20 protein-coding genes are annotated in these 16,456 nt (G+C 72.8%); 13 read left to right on the forward strand and 7 right to left on the reverse strand.

Translation table 11 applies throughout. The features are described from left to right. Positions 1–15 precede the first annotated feature (15 nt). Together ACQEVZ_RS17750 and ACQEVZ_RS17755 are read left to right on the forward strand one after the other, a co-directional pair. On the forward strand, positions 16–924 hold the full coding sequence (locus tag ACQEVZ_RS17750) for a pseudouridine-5'-phosphate glycosidase (protein ID WP_425552231.1): 909 nt from the start codon (positions 16–18) through the stop codon (positions 922–924). Continuing rightward, positions 921–1,814 carry a carbohydrate kinase family protein gene (locus ACQEVZ_RS17755; RefSeq protein WP_354888495.1) on the forward strand — a complete coding sequence of 298 codons (894 nt, stop codon included), beginning with the start codon at positions 921–923 and terminating at the stop codon, positions 1,812–1,814. The genes ACQEVZ_RS17750 and ACQEVZ_RS17755 overlap by 4 nt, the downstream gene beginning before the upstream one ends. 80 nt (positions 1,815–1,894) lie before the next feature. On the opposite strand, the gene ACQEVZ_RS17760 is transcribed toward ACQEVZ_RS17755, so the two are convergent. The 4 genes from ACQEVZ_RS17760 to ACQEVZ_RS17775 are packed head-to-tail and all read right to left on the reverse strand — an operon-like array spanning position 1,895 to position 3,552. Continuing rightward, positions 1,895–2,269, reverse strand: coding sequence for a DUF3099 domain-containing protein (locus ACQEVZ_RS17760; protein ID WP_433367740.1), 375 nt, complete (start codon positions 2,267–2,269; stop codon positions 1,895–1,897). A gap of 28 nt (positions 2,270–2,297) precedes the next feature. Continuing rightward, on the reverse strand, positions 2,298–2,747 hold the full coding sequence (mscL, locus tag ACQEVZ_RS17765) for a large conductance mechanosensitive channel protein MscL (protein WP_433376828.1): 450 nt from the start codon (positions 2,745–2,747) through the stop codon (positions 2,298–2,300). A gap of 10 nt (positions 2,748–2,757) precedes the next feature. Beyond that, positions 2,758–3,351 (reverse strand): HhH-GPD-type base excision DNA repair protein, encoded by a 594-nt coding sequence (locus tag ACQEVZ_RS17770; protein WP_433367743.1) that lies wholly within the window; start codon positions 3,349–3,351, stop codon positions 2,758–2,760. A gap of 27 nt (positions 3,352–3,378) precedes the next feature. Then, a complete protein-coding gene (locus tag ACQEVZ_RS17775; protein ID WP_433367746.1) occupies positions 3,379–3,552 on the reverse strand; it encodes a hypothetical protein in 174 nt (57 codons plus the stop codon). A gap of 106 nt (positions 3,553–3,658) precedes the next feature. On the opposite strand from ACQEVZ_RS17775, the gene ACQEVZ_RS17780 reads away from it, so the two are divergent. The 4 genes from ACQEVZ_RS17780 (at position 3,659) to ACQEVZ_RS17795 (ending at position 6,914) form a co-directional block, all read left to right on the forward strand. Further along, complete coding sequence (locus ACQEVZ_RS17780; RefSeq protein WP_433367749.1) at positions 3,659–4,318, forward strand: DUF998 domain-containing protein; 660 nt, start codon at positions 3,659–3,661, stop codon at positions 4,316–4,318. 143 nt (positions 4,319–4,461) lie between these two features. Further along, positions 4,462–4,740, forward strand: a complete 279-nt coding sequence (locus ACQEVZ_RS17785; RefSeq protein ID WP_363402361.1) for a hypothetical protein — start codon at positions 4,462–4,464, stop codon at positions 4,738–4,740. Continuing rightward, positions 4,737–5,084 carry a type II toxin-antitoxin system PemK/MazF family toxin gene (locus tag ACQEVZ_RS17790; RefSeq protein WP_433367752.1) on the forward strand — a complete coding sequence of 116 codons (348 nt, stop codon included), beginning with the start codon at positions 4,737–4,739 and terminating at the stop codon, positions 5,082–5,084. Before ACQEVZ_RS17785 ends, ACQEVZ_RS17790 begins: the two co-directional genes overlap by 4 nt. Positions 5,085–5,249: 165 nt before the next feature. Beyond that, positions 5,250–6,914: a glycosyltransferase 87 family protein gene (locus ACQEVZ_RS17795; RefSeq protein ID WP_433367755.1), complete on the forward strand. Its 1,665-nt coding sequence runs from the start codon at positions 5,250–5,252 to the stop codon at positions 6,912–6,914. Here the strand turns inward: ACQEVZ_RS17795 and ACQEVZ_RS17800 are convergent. After that, positions 6,898–7,329, reverse strand: coding sequence for an SRPBCC domain-containing protein (locus ACQEVZ_RS17800; protein WP_433367758.1), 432 nt, complete (start codon positions 7,327–7,329; stop codon positions 6,898–6,900). The two genes, ACQEVZ_RS17795 and ACQEVZ_RS17800, sit on opposite strands and share 17 nt — an antisense overlap. Positions 7,330–7,468: 139 nt before the next feature. On the opposite strand from ACQEVZ_RS17800, the gene ACQEVZ_RS17805 reads away from it, so the two are divergent. From ACQEVZ_RS17805 to sigB, 6 genes are all read left to right on the forward strand, one after another. After that, complete coding sequence (locus tag ACQEVZ_RS17805; protein WP_344503206.1) at positions 7,469–7,930, forward strand: heme-degrading domain-containing protein; 462 nt, start codon at positions 7,469–7,471, stop codon at positions 7,928–7,930. 43 nt (positions 7,931–7,973) lie between these two features. Continuing rightward, complete coding sequence (locus ACQEVZ_RS17810) at positions 7,974–8,420, forward strand: hypothetical protein (RefSeq protein WP_344503207.1); 447 nt, start codon at positions 7,974–7,976, stop codon at positions 8,418–8,420. Positions 8,421–8,476: 56 nt separating this feature from the next. Next, the gene (locus tag ACQEVZ_RS17815; RefSeq protein WP_344503208.1) at positions 8,477–8,818 is read left to right on the forward strand and encodes a hypothetical protein; all 342 of its coding nucleotides are present in this window, start codon (positions 8,477–8,479) and stop codon (positions 8,816–8,818) included. A gap of 17 nt (positions 8,819–8,835) precedes the next feature. Next, positions 8,836–10,299 carry a DUF7059 domain-containing protein gene (locus tag ACQEVZ_RS17820; RefSeq protein WP_344503209.1) on the forward strand — a complete coding sequence of 488 codons (1,464 nt, stop codon included), beginning with the start codon at positions 8,836–8,838 and terminating at the stop codon, positions 10,297–10,299. Further along, positions 10,296–10,718 carry a D-aminoacyl-tRNA deacylase gene (gene dtd / locus ACQEVZ_RS17825; protein ID WP_344503210.1) on the forward strand — a complete coding sequence of 141 codons (423 nt, stop codon included), beginning with the start codon at positions 10,296–10,298 and terminating at the stop codon, positions 10,716–10,718. Before ACQEVZ_RS17820 ends, dtd begins: the two co-directional genes overlap by 4 nt. Positions 10,719–10,829: 111 nt before the next feature. After that, the gene (gene sigB / locus ACQEVZ_RS17830) at positions 10,830–11,828 is read left to right on the forward strand and encodes an RNA polymerase sigma factor SigB (RefSeq protein WP_344503211.1); all 999 of its coding nucleotides are present in this window, start codon (positions 10,830–10,832) and stop codon (positions 11,826–11,828) included. A gap of 378 nt (positions 11,829–12,206) precedes the next feature. Here the strand turns inward: sigB and ACQEVZ_RS17835 are convergent, their stop codons facing one another. Further along, complete coding sequence (locus ACQEVZ_RS17835) at positions 12,207–14,768, reverse strand: GNAT family N-acetyltransferase (RefSeq protein ID WP_433367765.1); 2,562 nt, start codon at positions 14,766–14,768, stop codon at positions 12,207–12,209. Between the two features lie 40 nt (positions 14,769–14,808). On the opposite strand from ACQEVZ_RS17835, the gene ACQEVZ_RS17840 reads away from it, so the two are divergent. Further along, positions 14,809–15,078, forward strand: coding sequence for a DivIVA domain-containing protein (locus ACQEVZ_RS17840; RefSeq protein WP_344503213.1), 270 nt, complete (start codon positions 14,809–14,811; stop codon positions 15,076–15,078). A gap of 166 nt (positions 15,079–15,244) precedes the next feature. On the opposite strand, the gene ACQEVZ_RS17845 is transcribed toward ACQEVZ_RS17840, so the two are convergent. Beyond that, positions 15,245–16,405 (reverse strand): acetoin utilization protein AcuC, encoded by a 1,161-nt coding sequence (locus ACQEVZ_RS17845; RefSeq protein WP_433376830.1) that lies wholly within the window; start codon positions 16,403–16,405, stop codon positions 15,245–15,247. Positions 16,406–16,456 lie beyond the last annotated feature (51 nt).

Here is a 16,456-nt window from a genome sequence, read left to right on the forward strand (position 1 = left end):
GGTTATCGTTGCGTGGTGATCAACCATGCCATCCGTTACGGAGCCGAGGTCGCGGCCGCCAGGGAAGCCGGCGCGCCGGTCGTCGCGCTGGAGAGCACCATCATCTCGCACGGGCTGCCCCGGCCGTCGAACCTGACCGTCGCGAGGGACATCGAGGCGACCGTGCGGGCCGCGGGTGCCGTCCCCGCGACGATCGGCATGCTCGGCGGCGAGATCGTGGTCGGCCTGTCCGACGAGGAGATCGTGCACCTGGCCGGCAGCGACGACGTCGTGAAGCTCTCCGTGCGCGACCTGGCCCCCGCCGCGGCGGGGCGGGCCGACGGCGCGACGACGGTGGCGGCGACCTCGGCGATCGCGATCGCGGCCGGCATCGCGGTCTTCGCCACGGGCGGGCTCGGCGGGGTGCACCGCGGCGCGGGCACGACGTTCGACGAGTCGGCCGACCTGACGGCGCTGTCCCGGCTGCCGATCACCGTGGTCTGCGCCGGGGTGAAGTCGATCCTGGACGTCGGCGCCACGTTGGAGCGGCTGGAGACGCTGGGCGTGAGCGTCGTGGGGTACGGGACCCGCCGCTTCCCCGGCTTCTACCTCACCGACGGCGGGTTCGATCTGGACTGGTCCGTCGACGACCCGGCCGGCGCGGCGGCCATCGTGCGGGCGGCCCGGGCTCAGGCAGTACACCAGGGGGCGACGATCATCGCCAACCCACTGCCGGTCGACGAGCAGCTCGACCCCGACCTGCACGACCGCGTCCTGGCCGAGGGCCTCGCCGGGCTGGAGCGCGACCACGTGACGGGCAAGGACGTCACCCCCCACCTGCTGTCGCACTTCCACGCCGCCACCGAGGGCCGCTCGCTGGACGTGAACGTGAGGATCATCCTGCGCAACGCCGACCTGGCGGCCCGCATCGCCGCGGCGCTGTGACGGTCGTCGTCGTCGGTGACGTGGTCACCGACATCGTCACGGTCCACGAGGGGCCCCTCGCCATCGGCTCCGACACGCTCGCCTCGGTCGCGATCCGGGGCGGCGGGTCCGCGGCCAACACGGCCGCCTGGCTCGGCTCCGTCGGGCACCCGGTGGTGTTCGCGGGGGTCGCCGGCGACGACGAGCCCGGCTCCGCGCGCCTGGCCGAACTGGTCGCGGCGGGCGTCACGACCACCGTCCGCCGCGTGCCGGAGGTCGCGACCGGGACGGTGGTCGTGCTCGCCTCCGACGCGGAGCGGACGATGTTCACCGACCGGGGCGCCAACCAGCTCCTGTCCCCCGCCGACGTCGACCGCGCCCTCGATCTGGCGCTCGCCGCGACACCCGGCGCCAGGCACCTGCACCTGTCCGCGTATGTCCTGTTCGACCCAGACTGCGCGCCCGCCGGCCGTCACGCGCTGGTCGAGGCGCGCCGCCGCGGCCTCACGACCAGCCTCGACGCCGCGTCGGCCGCGCCGCTGCAGCGCCTCGGGTCGTCGTTCTGGGCGTCGGTACCGGACGTCGACCTGCTCTTCGCCAACCTGGACGAGGCGCAGGTCCTCGCCGGGGACGGCACCGCGGCCTCGCTGGCGACGGCGCTGCTGGACCGGGCCGGCGCGGTGGTGGTGAAGTCGGGGGCCGCCGGGGCGACCTGGGCCGGACCTTCCGCCGCACCCGTCCATGTACCGGCGGCGCCGGTCGCACGGGTGATCGACCCGACCGGCGCGGGCGACGCGTTCGCCGCGGGGTTTCTAGCGGCGTGGCTCACCGGCGCGTCGCCCGCGGAAGCGCTGGCCGGCGGCGCCCGGCTCGGCGCCCTGGCGGTGTCCAAGGTCGGCGGCCGCCCGTAGCTCCGCGACCTGGCGGTGTCCAAGATCGGCGGCCGCCCGTAGCCTCGCGACCGGCCCCTGGCCGCCCAGGGGCCGTCGCCTCAGCCGTCGATGACCTTGGGCTCCTTGGGCTCCGCGTGGTCACGGTCGCTGAGCGCGTGGCCCGGATCGGGGTGTGACTGCTGCGGCTGCCGCCGGGACTGCAGCTTGTTGCGGAGCAGGTGCTCGGGCCGCGGCCCCCTGTCGTTGGCGAGCAGCACCGCCGCCCACGGCAGGACCAGCGCCCCGGCCACCAGCAGGCTCAGCCACAGCCACAGCAGCGGCACCTTCGCCGTGACCAGCACCGCCGCGACGATCACGCAGAGGCCGCGCAGCAGCATCATCGCCACATACCGCCGCTCGCGGGATCGAAGCTCCTGCTCGGGCGAACGCTCGGCGGTGGTGATCAGCTGCGGTTTCTGCCTGCGTCCCATCATCACCACCGAGTCTGCCACGTTTCGCGGATCAGGTGTCCGACGGCTTCACCGGCGCCGCATGCGCGCCGCCGCTGGGGTCCGTCGGCCGGTTGACGCTGCCGGTCGCGAGCAGGTCGCGGATCTCGGTCAGCAGCCGGATGTCTTCGGCGGGCGCGGACGGCTCCGGCTCGATGCCCCGCTTGCGCCGCTCGGCCAGCTTGTTCATCGGCAGCACCACGAGGAAGTAGACGGTCGCCGCGGTCAGCAGGAACCCGATCACCGAGTTCAGGAACGCCGGCCACGCCAGGAACTGCGACCCGATCTTCAGCCCCTGGTTCTTGTCGCCGACCCCGATGCCGCCGGTCAGCTTGATCAGTGGTTGCAGGAAGCCGTCCGTGAACGCCTTGACCACGTCGTTGAACGCGGCCCCGATGACGACGGCGACGGCAAGCTCGATGACATTGCCGCGCGAGATAAAGTCCTTGAAACCCTTCAGCACGGTAGGCACACTACGACCCTGGCCGCCCCGGCGCACCCGGTGCTTTCGCCGCCGCCTTCATCTGTTTCTTGAACTCCCTGACCTTTCCGAGGGAGTCGCCGTCGACGATGTCGGCGACGGAGCGGTGCGAGCCGACCTCGCCGTATCCGCCGGCCGCCTCGCGCCAGCCGTCGGGCTGCACGCTGTACTGCTTGCCGAGCAGCGCCACGAAGATCTGCGCCTTCTGCTTGCCGAAGCCCGGCAGCGCCTGCACCCGCCGCAGCAGCTCGCCCCCGGAGGCGACACCGGTCCACATCGCGGCGGTGTCCCCGTCGTACCGGTCGACGAGCACCCGGCACACCTCCTGCACCCGGGCCGCCATCGCCTTCGGAAACCGGTGCAGCGCCGGCGGCGTCGCGAAGATCTCCACCAGCGCGTCAGGGTCGAACTCCGCCAGCTCCTGCGCCGTCGGCTCATGCCCCAACCGCTGCGAAAGCACCCAGGGCGACGAGAACGCCTTTTCCAGCGGAATCTGCTGATCGAGCGTCATCCCGACCAGCAACGCCAGCGGGTCCCGGTCGAGCAGCGCATTCGCCTCAGCGGGAATCGGCAACGAGAACGGCATGCGTACATCTTGCCTTGCCGGCCCGTCTCAGAACGGTGGCAGCTCCGGGTTGTACGAGTCTTTGTCCCGCATCCAGGTATTGGCCCGCTTCTCCACGGGCCACCGCGCGTCGATGACCGCCGCGGCGTCCTTGACGGTCCCGCATCTCGTCGAGAAATGAGAACGGCATGTCGTCATCCTCCCGAGCTGGACGGGTGTCACGATCGCAGCATGCGATGTGACCGGCGTCACATCGGCGTCGTGTCGGATCGCGGGGCGGTCGTTCGAGAGACGGGTGACAGGTCGCCACGAAGGAAGGACCCCCGCCATGACCACCACCGTTCCGGACCACATCCGTGCCAACCGGGTCACCCGGTCGCTGCTCGGCTACGGCGTGCTCGCCGGGCCGTTCTACGTCGGCGTCAGCCTCGCGCAGGCGCTGACCCGTGACGGGTTCGATCTGACCCGGCACGCCTGGAGCCTGCTGTCCAACGGCGGTCTCGGCTGGATCCAGATCACCAACTTCGTCCTGACCGGCCTGATGGTGATCGCGGCCGCCGTCGGGCTGCACCGCGCGCTGCCGGGAAGTCCGTGGGCGGCGCGGCTCGTGGCGGTCTACGGGGCGAGCCTCGTGGCGGCCGGCGCACTGCGGGCCGACCCGGCGATGGGCTTCCCCGCCGGTACACCTGAAGGACCGGGAACGGTGAGCTGGCACGGCATCGGGCACCTCGCCGCGGGCGGCATCGGCTTCCTCTGCGTGATCGTGGCGTGCTTCGTCGTCGCCCGCCGCTTCGGCCGCGAGGGCGGCAAGGGCTGGGCCCTGTACAGCCGGGTCTCCGGCGTGCTGTTCCTCGCCGGTTTCGCCGGCATCGCCTCCGGCAACAGCGCGCCGACCCTGACCCTGGGCTTCGTCGCGGCCGTGATCGTCATCTGGACCTGGCTCGCGGCCGTCTCCGTCAAGCTGTACCGGGCCCTCCCCGGATGCTGAAGGGCCCGGCGGGAACAGGGAGCAGGGTGTCGCCGACGGCGCCCTGCTCGACGACGGCTGATCGAAGTTGACCGCAGAAACGCTGAATGTCCAGGATCAGTGGCCATGTGGCCATACATATGGGGAACGCTATAGTGTTGACTATGGCGAAGACGACGGTCAGCGTGTCGACCGAGGCGAGGGACGTGTTCGCGGCCGTCGCCGCGAGTCGCAACACGACGATGTTCGCCCTGCTCGAAGAGACCGCGCGGAGGCTGGAGCGGGAAGAGGCGATGCGCCAGGCCACGCTCGACTACGAGCGGCTGGAGAAGGAGGACCCGGCCGGCTTCGCCGAGTATCTCGCCGAGGGTCGCCTGTGGGACCTGACCTCGGGCGACGGCCTCGGCGACGCGCGGGCCGAGTTCCCGGAGCTCAACCCGTGATCCGTCGGGGCGACGTGCTCATCGCCGACCTGAGTCCCGTCATCGGCCATGAGCAGGGCGGGCGGCGGCCGGTGCTGGTGCTGTCCCCGGCGGGCTATCACGCGTGGCCCATCGAGATGGCGGTCGTCGCGCCGATCACCTCGCGCGACCGTCGACTCCGACACCACATCCCTCTCGGGCGTGAGGCCGGCCTGCGCACCGAGACGAGTTTCGTCATGCCGGAGTACGTACGTGCGATCTCGCGACAACGCCTCACCGGTCGCGCGCTCGGTGCGGCGCGGCCGGCAACCCTTGACGAGGTCGAGCGCTGGGTCTCGCAGTTCACATCGGAGCCTCCGTTCTGACCGCCGGTCCCGAGCCTTCGGCGCTCGTCCTGTGAGCGCGGACACCGGGTGGTTGTAGCGTTCCGGACAAGGACAGGGCGTCTGGGCGCCGGGACAGGGCCGCTACCTCGGGAAACGCTGATGAGCGGGGCCGCCAGGGTTGATCGGGCGCCATAGCCTGGTGCGATGTTCGAGCGCAGGGTGGTCGCGGCATGGGCCGTGTTCGGGGGGATCGCGGCGGTGTCGGCCGCGCTGGTGTGGCGGCGGCCTGATGCGCAGCGCCTGTCGGACCTGCACATCTACTACGGGACGGCGAAGTTCGACGGGCCGCTCTACGACTACGTGGCCGAGAACGGGGGGCCGTTCACGTACCCGCCGTTCGCGATGGTGCTCTTCCGGCCGCTGAGCATGCTGCCCGAGGCGACCCTCGGCGTGTTGTGGCTGGCGATGACCTGCGCGGCCGTGATCGCCATCGCCCGCACGGTGACCAGATCCAGCGCCGCGACCGGCACCTCGACCGGCACCTCGACCGGCACCGCAGCCCGCACCGCGACCCCGACCGACGCCGCGACAGGCACCTCGACCGTGACAGGCACCGCGGCGCAGAGCGGCGGAGGCGTGGGGAGCCGGTTCTTCACGCGGGGGCTGATGGCGGCCGGGGTGGCCACGGCGTTGCTGGTGTCGGCGCCGGTGCAGAGCAACCTGCGGTTCGGGCAGGTGAGCATCTTCATCGTGCTGCTGGCGCTGGTCGATGCGGGGCAGGTGGTGCCGGCGCGGTTCCGGGGGATTCTGGTCGGGGTGGCGGCGGCGATCAAGCTCACGCCGCTGCTGTTCGTCGTGTACTTCCTGGTGGCGCGGCGGTACAAGGACGCGGCGCGGGCGGGGGCGGCGTTCGTGGCGTGCGCGGGGGTCGCGGCGGTGCTCATGCCGGGGGCCAGCGTGCGGTACTGGGGCGGCACCATCTTCCAGACGTCGCGCATCGGCGACCTCGCCTCGCTGGGCAACCAGTCGGTGCACGGGATGCTGCTGCGGATCGGGCTGTCGCCCGCGACGCTGCCGGTCGTGTGGGCGGTGCTGATCGCGGCGATCTGCGGGGCCGCGCTGCTGCGGGCCAGGGCGCTGCACCTGCACGGGGAGCCGGTGCGTGCGGCGGTCCTGGTGGGCTGCGCGACCGTGGCGGCGTCGCCGGTGTCATGGACGCACCACCAGGTGTGGACGGTGCTCGCGGCGATGCTGCTGGTCGCGGCCGAGGGGGCGTGGCGGCGGGTGGCCGGGGTCGTGCTGCTGGTCGTGATGACGCTGTCGCTGGGAGTCGTGCTGCGCGGCGTGGCGCTGTACCCGGGCTGGCAGTTCCTGCTGGAGAACGCCCGCTCGCTCGGGCTGGTCGCCGTCTGTGTCGCGGGGGTCGGGGGCGCCGCGCTGCGGCTCGACCGGAGCGCGCGGCTCCGCACGACGAGGCGGATCGCGGTCGCGGCCGTGGCGGGGCTCGCCGCGCTCGCGCTCACGCCGCTGCCGGCCGGCGCCGACCCGACGTTCAAGGCGTACTCGGCCGGCGACCTCACCAACCCGCGCTACTTCTACTTCACCGGCACGCCGGCCGCGGGTGAGCCGATCGCGTACATGATCCGGCGGGAGAAGACGAAGGTCCGGGTCAACGGCGTGGTCGGGACCGAGGTGGCGGGGCTGCGGTACACCTCGGCGCCGGGCGGGGCGGCCCGCAGCATCCCGCTGCTGGAGGCGGACGCGGGGGTGCGCACGTTCTCGTTCCGCAGCGCGAACCTGAGCCACGGCCGCCTCGACGTGCTGGACGCGAGCGGAGAGGTCGCGGCCAGCTTCACGAACCTGGCGTGAACCGCTCCGCCTCCAGCACCGACTTGAGGCGGCTCAGGATCCGCGACCAGGCGTCGTCGCGCTCCGGGTCGGGCTCGCGGTCGAGGTCGTCGCAGGTGAGCGAGGCCCGGCAGAGTCCCGGCTCGGCGGCGGTGATCTCCCACGTCAGCCAGCAGTGCACCTCCTGCTCCGCGCCGATGCCGGTGTACAGGTTGTGCACCAGCAGCCGCCCCTCCTCGACGTGCACGATGTGCCCGTGCAGCACGTCGGGGACCGGGCCGGCCGCGGCCCGGTAGACGATGGGTGCGCCCGGGATGAACTGCGAGTCGACCGCGAGGCCGAGGTAGAAGCGCCGGGTGAAGGCGGGCTCGGTGATCGCTTGCCAGACGCGGGCCGGGTCGGCGGCGATGTACAGGCTGCAGGTCGAAGTCCTCATACCCGTATCGTGCCGGGGTGACTTGGGAGGCGCTTGCGCCCGACTTGGCCCCGCCGCCCGTACAGTGGCCGCGACGTCAACCCGAGCAGCAGCAGGCCCACCGGTACAGTGGCCGCGACGACGAACCGAGGAGCCTTGCGTGGAAGACCTGATCGCCGAGCTCGAGGCGCAGGAGGAGCGGCTGCGGTTCACGCGGTTCGACAACGACGACGCCTGGACGCTGGGGTCGCTGCTGGTGCGTCTGGGCAAGGAGCGCGGGCTGCCGATCACGATCGACATCCGCCGGCACGGTCACCAGTTGTTCCACGCGGCGCTGCCCGGCACGGCGCCCGACAACGACCGCTGGATCGAGCGCAAGATCAGGGTCGTGGAGCGGCTGAACGCGTCCTCGTATCTGGTGGGGCGGCGGATGGCCGCGCAGGGCAAGGCGATGGACGCGGCGTACGGCGTCGACCCGGCCGACTACGCCACGCACGGCGGCGCGTTCCCGATCCGGGTCGTGGACGTCGGCGTCGTCGGGGTCGTGACCGTGTCGGGGCTGCCGCAGGCCGAGGACCACGCGCTCGTCGTCGAGGCAGTAGGGCTGTTCCTCGATAGATAGAGGGTTGTCTCAGCGCGCGGGCGGGCCGAGGATTCCGCGTGTGATGAAGCGACTTCTCGTGTGCGTCGCCGCCACCGCGGCCCTCGCACTGACCGGCTGCTCCGACGACGCGCCGACGAACAACGGCGCGGTCGCGGCACCCAGCGTGCAAGAGTCCCTGACGCCGCAGACCGGCCCGGCGCCGACCAAGCCCGGCGCGAGCCCGCAGGCGGGGTGCCCGGTCGACGCGGCGACGCTGGAGAAGGCGTTCGTGGCGAACCTCGACGTCTCCAACGCGGTCGACATCGGCAAGGGGCTGACCGACATCAGCTGCGCCGACGACTGGGCGACGGCGGTGACCCAGCCCGAGGCGATGGACAAGGCGACGGTCCTGTTCCAGTACGACACCGGGAAGAAGCAGTGGCTGGCGATCGCCGGCGGCACCGACGGCGCCTGCCGGTCGCACGTGCCGGCCGCGGTGGTCAAGAAGCTGAAGAACTGCGTCAGCTGACACCGGAGTTCGTGCGGGGGGCTAACGAAAAGTCCGGCTTTATGGTCACATAGGTCATGGAGCGTGAAGCACTGCTCCGGCTCCTCGACGAGGTGCCGGGGGAAGCGTTCGTGGCCTGCAAGGACGCGATCCGGGCCGGCGCGGAATACGTCGTGTGGGACGACACCGTGCCGGCCGATCAGCTCGCGCGCAGCTACTCGCGGCGGGCCCAGCACATGGCGAAGATCGGCACCCCGATGCTCGGCGGCGACGACGCGATCGCCCGGCTGCAGATCGCCGGCGGCCGGCCGCTGCGCATCGGCGAGGCGAAGGTCGAGGACCCGCCGACGCACTTCCAGCTCTTCCTCACCGCCGACGCCACGCGCGTCGTGGCCTGTTTAGGAATCGACCAACGTTGACGTAGCAGGATGTCAGGGTGGACGCACTGCTCGACGCCGACGGTCTCGCCCGGCTCCGCGAGGCGCTGACCTCCGCCCGGTACACCTCCCAGGGCATCAAGGACCTGCTGGGTGAGGCCGCGACGGCCGCCCTCGCCCGCAACGACTTCCGCGCCGCGCTCAAGCGCACCGAGGAGCAGCCCGGCCGGCTCGCCACCCTCGTGCGGCTCTTCGTGTGCGGCCAGACCTTGCCCTTGCCCGCCGTCGCCGAGGCGCTCGATCCCCTGCCGCTCGCCGCCGCGCTGCCGCTGCTGGAAGCGGATGGGGACGGCGTACGGGCGGCCGTCGAGCTGGAGCCGTACGGCGACTGGTGGGTCGTGGCCGACCTGTCCGCCGGGATGCGACCCGGGCGGCCGCTGCCCGGCGACCACGTGCTCGGCATCGGCGGCGCCTCCACCACGCTCGCCGCCGCCGCCCTGCGCGACCCGGTGGCCACGGCGCTCGACCTGGGCACCGGCTGCGGGGTGCAGGCGCTGCACCTGTCGACGCACGCGGCGAAGGTCACCGCCACCGACCTGCTCCCCCGCGCGCTGCGCTTCGCCGCGACGACCGCCGCGCTCAACGGCCTGGACTGGGAGCTGCTGCACGGGGACATGACCGCACCGGTCGCCGGGCGCCGCTTCGACCTGGTCGTGAGCAACCCGCCGTTCGTCGCCGGACCGGGGACGACGGACCACACGTACCGTGACTCCGGCCGCCCCGGGGACGCGGTCTGCGCCGAGCTCGTCGCCGCCGCCCCGGGCCTGCTCACCGACGGCGGTCACATGCAGTTCCTGGCCAACTGGCTGCACGTCAGCGGCGAGTCGTGGGAGGACCGGGTCGCCGACTGGCTCGCCGGCACCGGCCTCGACGCGTGGGTGATCCAGCGGGAGGTGTCCGACCCGGTCGCGTACGTCAACCTGTGGCTCTCCGACGCCTCCGTCGACCCCGTGCAACAGCCGGCCATCGCGGCGGCCTGGCTCGACTGGTTCGACGCGCGGAAGGTCGACGCGGTCGGGTTCGGCCTCATCACGCTGCGCGCCGGCGGCCACGACGACCCGACGGTGCGGATCGAGGACCTGCGGCAGACCGTCGACGGGCCGCTCGGGCCGCTGATCGGCGACTGGTTCGCCCGCCAGGACTTCCTGCGGTCGGGTGACCTGCTGGGCACGCGGTTCGCCGCGGCGCCGGGCCTCACCCTGCGGCAGGAGGCCACCCAGGGGCCCGACGGATGGGAGGTCGGCCGCCAGGTCCTCGCGCTGCCCGACGGGCTGCGGTGGCGCGAGGAGGTCGACCCGGTGGCCCTCACCCTCGTCGGCGCCTGCAACGGCTCCGTCACCTTGCGCGACCAGGTCGACGTCTTGGCGGCCGCGCACGATGTACCGCCGGACGTCCTCGCCGACGTGGCGGTCCCCCTGGTCGCCCACCTCGTGGAGCGCGGCATCCTGCTGCCCGCCTCGTGAGGGCGCTCGTACAGACGGTGAGCCGCGCATCGGTCACCGTCGACGACGCGGTCGTGGGGTCGATCGGCTCCGGCCTGCTCGTCCTGGTCGGTGTCACGCACACCGACGACTTGACGACGGCTGCGACCCTTGCCCGGAAGGTGCACGAGCTGCGCATCCTTCCCGAGGAGAAGTCCGCCGCCGACCTGGGCGCGCCGCTGCTGGTCGTCTCGCAGTTCACGCTGTACGGCGACGCGCGCAAGGGCCGCCGCCCCACCTGGATCGCCGCCGCCCGCCCGGAGGCGGCGGAGCCGCTCATCGAGGCGTTCTGCCAGCACCTGCGAGACCGGGGCGCAGTGGTGGAAACCGGGCGCTTCCGGACCCACATGCTGGTCGAGAGCGTGAACGTCGGACCCCACACGGTGATGCTCGAAATCTAGGACTCACGGATTCGTGCCACGGCTCGGCCGCCTCACCGCCACTTCACGCCCGCTGGGCGAAGCTTCTCCCGTAGGAATGATCGCGCCACTTGCACACGGGAGGCGAGCGAAGTGGCCCAGCCGCTGAGTGACACCACGGAGTTCAACGCAGTCGACGTCGAGACCGACGAGCAGCACGAGCCCCAGATCGACAACACGGGCGTCTCAGCGGACCTCGTTCGCGCATACCTCAACACCATCGGACGGACCAAGCTGCTCACCGCCGAGCAGGAGGTCGACCTCTCCAAGCGGATCGAGGCCGGGCTCTACGCGGAGGAGAAGCTCAGCGCGGGCGACGTCCACCCCGCCTGGATGAACACCTACGAGGTCGTCGTCCGCGAGGGCCGCGCCGCCAAGGCGCACCTGCTCGAGGCCAACCTGCGCCTGGTGGTCAGCATCGCCAAGCGGTACACCGGCCGCGGCATGGCGTTCCTGGACCTCATCCAGGAGGGCAACCTCGGCCTCATCCGCGCCGCGGAGAAGTTCGACTACACCAAGGGCTACAAGTTCTCCACGTACGCCACCTGGTGGATCCGGCAGGCCATCACCCGCGCCATGGCCGACCAGGCCCGCACCATCCGCATCCCGGTGCACATGGTCGAGCAGGTCAACCGCATGGTCCGGGTCCGCCGCGACCTCTCCGCCACCCTCGGCCGCGAGCCGGTCGTCGCCGAGATCGCCGCCGCCCTGGGCATCGAGGAGTACCAGGTCATCGAGCTGATCTCGTACGACCGGGAGCCGGTCAGCCTCGACCAGGCCGTCGGCGAGGACGGCGAGAGCGCCCTCGGCGACTTCGTCGCCCGCATCGACCCGCGCGAGGAGCCCGGCGACAGCGTCTCCCAGGGCATGCTGAAGTCCGAGGTCGAGATCGTCCTCTCCACCCTCTCCCAGCGCGAGCAGGCCGTGATCAGGCTCCGCTTCGGCCTCGACGACGGCCGCCAGCGCACCCTCGACGAGGTCGGCCGCGAGTTCGGCCTGTCCCGCGAGCGCATCCGCCAGATCGAGAAGGTCACCCTCCTGAAGCTCCGCCACCCGTCCCGTGCCAAGCGCCTTGAGGCCTACGCCAGCTGAGCTCCGCATCCGCGCACCTCAGCGCCTTGATCGACAGGAACCTGTGGCTGCGGCGACAGCCAGACGTCCCTGTCGACCAAGGCGCCGTCGTTCTACGGATCACGGCAGCGACGCGACGGCATGCGGCCGGATGCCGCCCCGGCACCAGGCGCCCAGATCGATCTTCGCGGTGATCGAAGGACGGATCCGGCCGCCCGCACGACCAGAACCGTCCTTGGATCACGGGACCGGGGCACCCCGCTGCTGGACGCAGGCGGGGGGGCGGCCACCGGATGCGGCGCAGCCGCTGGCCCTGCCTCGCGTCTCGGCGCGGGCAGTGCGCCGCAGCGCGGCGCACTGGGATTCTCCGCGGCAGCGGTGGGGCGGAAGTACAGCGCCTCAGTACAGGCGGCGGGGGCCACTGTCGGGGCGTGGCAGCGGGGACGTGAACGTGGCGGTCGCGTGAAGGACCGCCAGGCCTTCGGGGCGGGCCAGGATCGGGTTCAGGGACAGCGACGACACGGTCGGCTGGTCGTCGGCCAGGCGGCCGATGCGCAGCAGCAGGTCGGCGAGGGCGTCCAGGTCGACGGGTGCGGAGCCGCGGTACCCGGTCAGCAGCGGCGCGGCGCGCGGGGCCCGGACCAGGGCGGCCGCGTCGCGGTCGGTGAGCGGGGCGGGGCGCCATGCGCGGTCGCCGAGCAGGTCCGCGGCCTCACCGCCGAGGCCGAAGCCGACGACCGGGCCGAAGGCGGGGTCGTCCACGACCTCGACGACGCACGCGACGCCGGGGGCGACCATCGGCTGGACGAGGACCTCCACGCCGGCGCCGAAGAGGCGTTCGAGCTCCTGGTAGGCCTCCGTGACCAGGCCGGGCGACGTGAGGTTGAGCCGGACCGCGCCGAGGTCGATGCGGTGCCGCCACGGCTTCGTCGCGACCTTCAGGGCGACGGGCAGGCCCAGCGACTCGGCGACCGCCGGGACCGACGCGCCGGAAGCGCGCAAGGACGGGACCACCGGGATGCCGTACGCCGCGAGCAGCTCGTCCACAGAGTCCGCAGAGGACGCAGCCGGGGCGGGCGGGAACGACGGCACGGTGCCGACGGGTTCGCGGCGCCAGGCGGCGTAGCGGGCGACGCGGCCCAGGGCACGCACCGCCTCCTCCACCGCCGGATACGTCGGCAGCGCCAACGGGTCGCCGGAGCGGTAGGCGGGCGCGACGGCGAAGGACGGGTCGGCCGGCAGGACGACCGCGAGGGGACGGCCGGGCTCCAGCGCGCGCAGCAGCTCCGCGACGCCGAGCTCGCCCGGGAGGGCCAGAGCGGGCGCGTAGGCGGCGATGACCGCGTCGGCCGAGTCGTCGGCGAGCGCTTCCCGCACGGCCTGGACGAAGTCCGCGTCGCCGACGGAAGGCCCGAGGTCGCGGACGGAGGCGACGCGCAGCCCGGCCGCCGGCGCCTTCGCGACGGTCAGGACGCCGAGGGCGGCGGCGTTGGTGACGACGGCGACGCGGTCGCCGGTCGGCAGGGGCTGGCCGGCGATGAGCAGGCCGACGTCGAAGAGCTCGGCGACCGTGTCGACGCGGATCACGCCGGAGCTGGCGAAGAGGGCGGCGACCCCGCGGGCGTCCGGGCCGGTGGCGACGGCGTCGAGGGCGGGCGGCCGCACGGGGCTCGCGACGGCGGCGACCGGTTTGCGCCGGGCCAGCTCGCGGGCGATGCGGGCGAACTTGCGCGGGTTGCCGAACGTCTCCAGGTAGAGCAGCACCGCGTCCGTCTGGGGGTCTTCGCGCCAGTACTGGAGGGCGTCGTTGCCGGACACGTCGGCGCGGTTGCCGGCGGACACGAAGGTCGACAGGCCAAGCCCCCGGCGGTCGGCCTCGGCGAGCAGCGCGGTGCCGAGCGCGGCGGACTGGCTGAAGAAGCCGACCCGGCCGCGGCGCGGCAGGAGCGGCGCGAGGGTCGCGTTGAGCTGGACGCCCGGGTCGGTGTTGGCGATGCCGAGGCAGTTGGGGCCGACGAGGCGCATGCCGCGGCTGCGGACGGCGCGCAGCAGGGCGGCCTGCGCCTCGGCACCGGCGGGTCCGGCCTCGGCGAACCCGGCGGACACGACGACGAGCCCGTGCACCCCGGCCGCGGCGCAGTCGGCGACGACGGAGGGCACCGCCTCCGCCGGTACCGACACCACCGCCAGATCCACGGGCTCCGGATGGCCGGCGAGGACGGGCACCGCCGGCAGGCCGCCGACGGTCGGCGCCGACGGGTGCACGGGGATGATCGGGCCGGTGAACCCGGCCGCCTTGAGGTGGGCGAGGATGGCGGCGCCGATGCCGGAGCCGTCGGCGCGGGCACCGTAGACGGCGACGCCCCGCGGGTTGAGCAGCCGGCCGATCGAGCGGGTCTCGGCGCGCTGCTCGCGGGCCCACTGCACGCGCATCGAGTCGGGGGTCGCCGCGATCGGGAACCACAGGTGCACGACGCCGTCGGCGAACTCGCGCTCGATGGAGAAGCCGGCGGCCATGAACACGCGCAGCATCGCCTGGTTGACCGGCAGGACGTCGGCCTCGAACTCGGTGATGCCCTCCTGCGACGCGGCGGCGACGAGGTGCTCGATGAGGACCGAGCCGATGCCGCGACCCTGGTGCACGTCCTCGACGACGAACGCGACCTCCGCCTGGTGCGAGCCGGCGCCGAGCCGCTCGTAGCGGCCGACGGCGATGAGCTCGCCGCCGTGCTCGATGACGAACGCCTCCCGGTCGTGGTGGTCGACGTTGACGAACCGGTCGAGGTCCCGCTGCGGGATCCGCGGGTACGCGGAGAAGTACCGCAGATACCTGGTCCGCTCCGAGAACCGCGAGTGCAGCGCGACGATCCGGTCGGCGTCGTCGGGCCGGATCGGTCGCAAGTGGACGGTCGTGCCGTCCGACAGCAGGACGTCCGCGGCCCGCTCCGGTGATTCGGTCACGCCTTCATGTTCGCACTGCCGGGTTTAGTACGGTGTTCGGATGATGCTCACCCCGGCCGACGTGCAAGCCGTCCGGTTCACGAAGGCGGCGTTCGGCAAGCGCGGCTATGACGAGGACGAGGTCGACGCGTTCCTGGACGTCGTCGCGCAGGCGCTGACCGCGCTGCACGACGAGCTGTCCACGCTGCGGGGCACGCCCTCGCCGGAGACCTCGTTCGGCACGTCGACGGCGGCCGAGTCGGCGATGCTGGCCGAGCTCGACCGGATCAAGCAGCGCCTGACCAGGCTCGAGGCCGTCGTGCGGCATTAGCTCGACCTTGTGCCGTTTGCCGCCCGGTGTACGGCGTGGGCCACGGCCTGTGGCGTCGGCGTGCAGGTCCGGCCGTACGACGTCGGCCACGGCCGTCGGCGTCGGCTTGACCGTGACGGTCCGGCGTACAGCGGCGGCCTGACGGTGACGGTCCTGCTGTTCGGCGTCAGTCGCGCGGGTCGTGGGGGTCGAGGCCGAAGAACGGGAACGCCGCCGCGCGGGTCGCCATGATCGCCCGGTCCACGGCGTCGGGGGTCTGGCCCGGCACCCACGGCGTCCACTCCCCCGACCCTCCGTCGGTCATCGACGTCGGCACGGGGTTGTTGGAGCGCTTGCTCGCGGCGAGCGACTGCCACGACGCCGGGATCGGCGTCTGCGGGTCGAGGGCCTCGCCGGTGACGACCGCGAGCAGGTGCGTCCAGGCCCGCGGGACGCACTCGACGAGCGCGTACCCGCCGCCGCCGCTGGCGACCCACTTGCCGCCGGCCACCTCGGTGGCGAGGTCGCGCAGCGCCAGGTACGCGGCCCGCTGCCCGTCCACCGTCAGCCACAGGTTGGCCAGGGGATCGTGCCGGTACGTGTCGGCGCCGCACTGCGTGAACAGCAGCTGCGGCCGGAACGCGCGCAGCACCCCGGGCACGACGGCGTGGAACGCGCGCAGCCAGGCGGCGTCGTCGGTGCCGGGCGGCAGCGCGACGTTGACCGCGGAGCCCTCCGCGCCCGGCCCGCCGGTCTCGTCGGGGTACCCGGTCCCCGGGAAGAGCGTCCGCGGCGACTCGTGGAGGCTGACGGTCAGGACCCGGGGGTCGTCGTAGAAGATCTCCTGGACCCCGTCGCCGTGATGTACGTCGATGTCGACGTACGCGACCCGCTCGGCCCCGAGCTCCAGCACGCGCGCGATCGCGACCGCGGGGTCGTTGTAGACGCAGAAGCCGGCCGCGCGGGCGGGCATCGCGTGGTGCAGCCCGCCGGCGATGCTGACGGCCCGGTCCGCCTCGCCGAGCCAGACCGCCTCCGCCGCGGCGCGGGTGGCGCCCGCGATGAGGGCGCTGGCGTCGTGCATGCCGGGGAACGTCGGGTTGTCCGACGTGCCGAGCCCCATGATGCTCAGCCGCCGGCCGGTCGACGCGGCACGGACCACGGCGATGTAGTCCGGGTCGTGGACGGTGCCGAGCACGTCGTCGCTCGCCGGCTCCGGCGCCCGCAGCGTGACCCCTTCACGGTCGAGGACGCCCAGCTCACGGGCGAGCGCCATGGTCAGCTCGACCCGCACCGGATCGAGGGGGTGCTCGCCCATGTCGTACCGCAGCAGCGCGTCGTCCCACATGACCAGTGTGTTCACGTGACCGGCCCCTCCATTCCACTGTGCGCGGGTACC

It is taken from the genome of Dactylosporangium sp. CA-152071 (genome assembly GCF_050936335.1).
Lineage (GTDB): Bacteria > Actinomycetota > Actinomycetes > Mycobacteriales > Micromonosporaceae > Dactylosporangium > Dactylosporangium maewongense.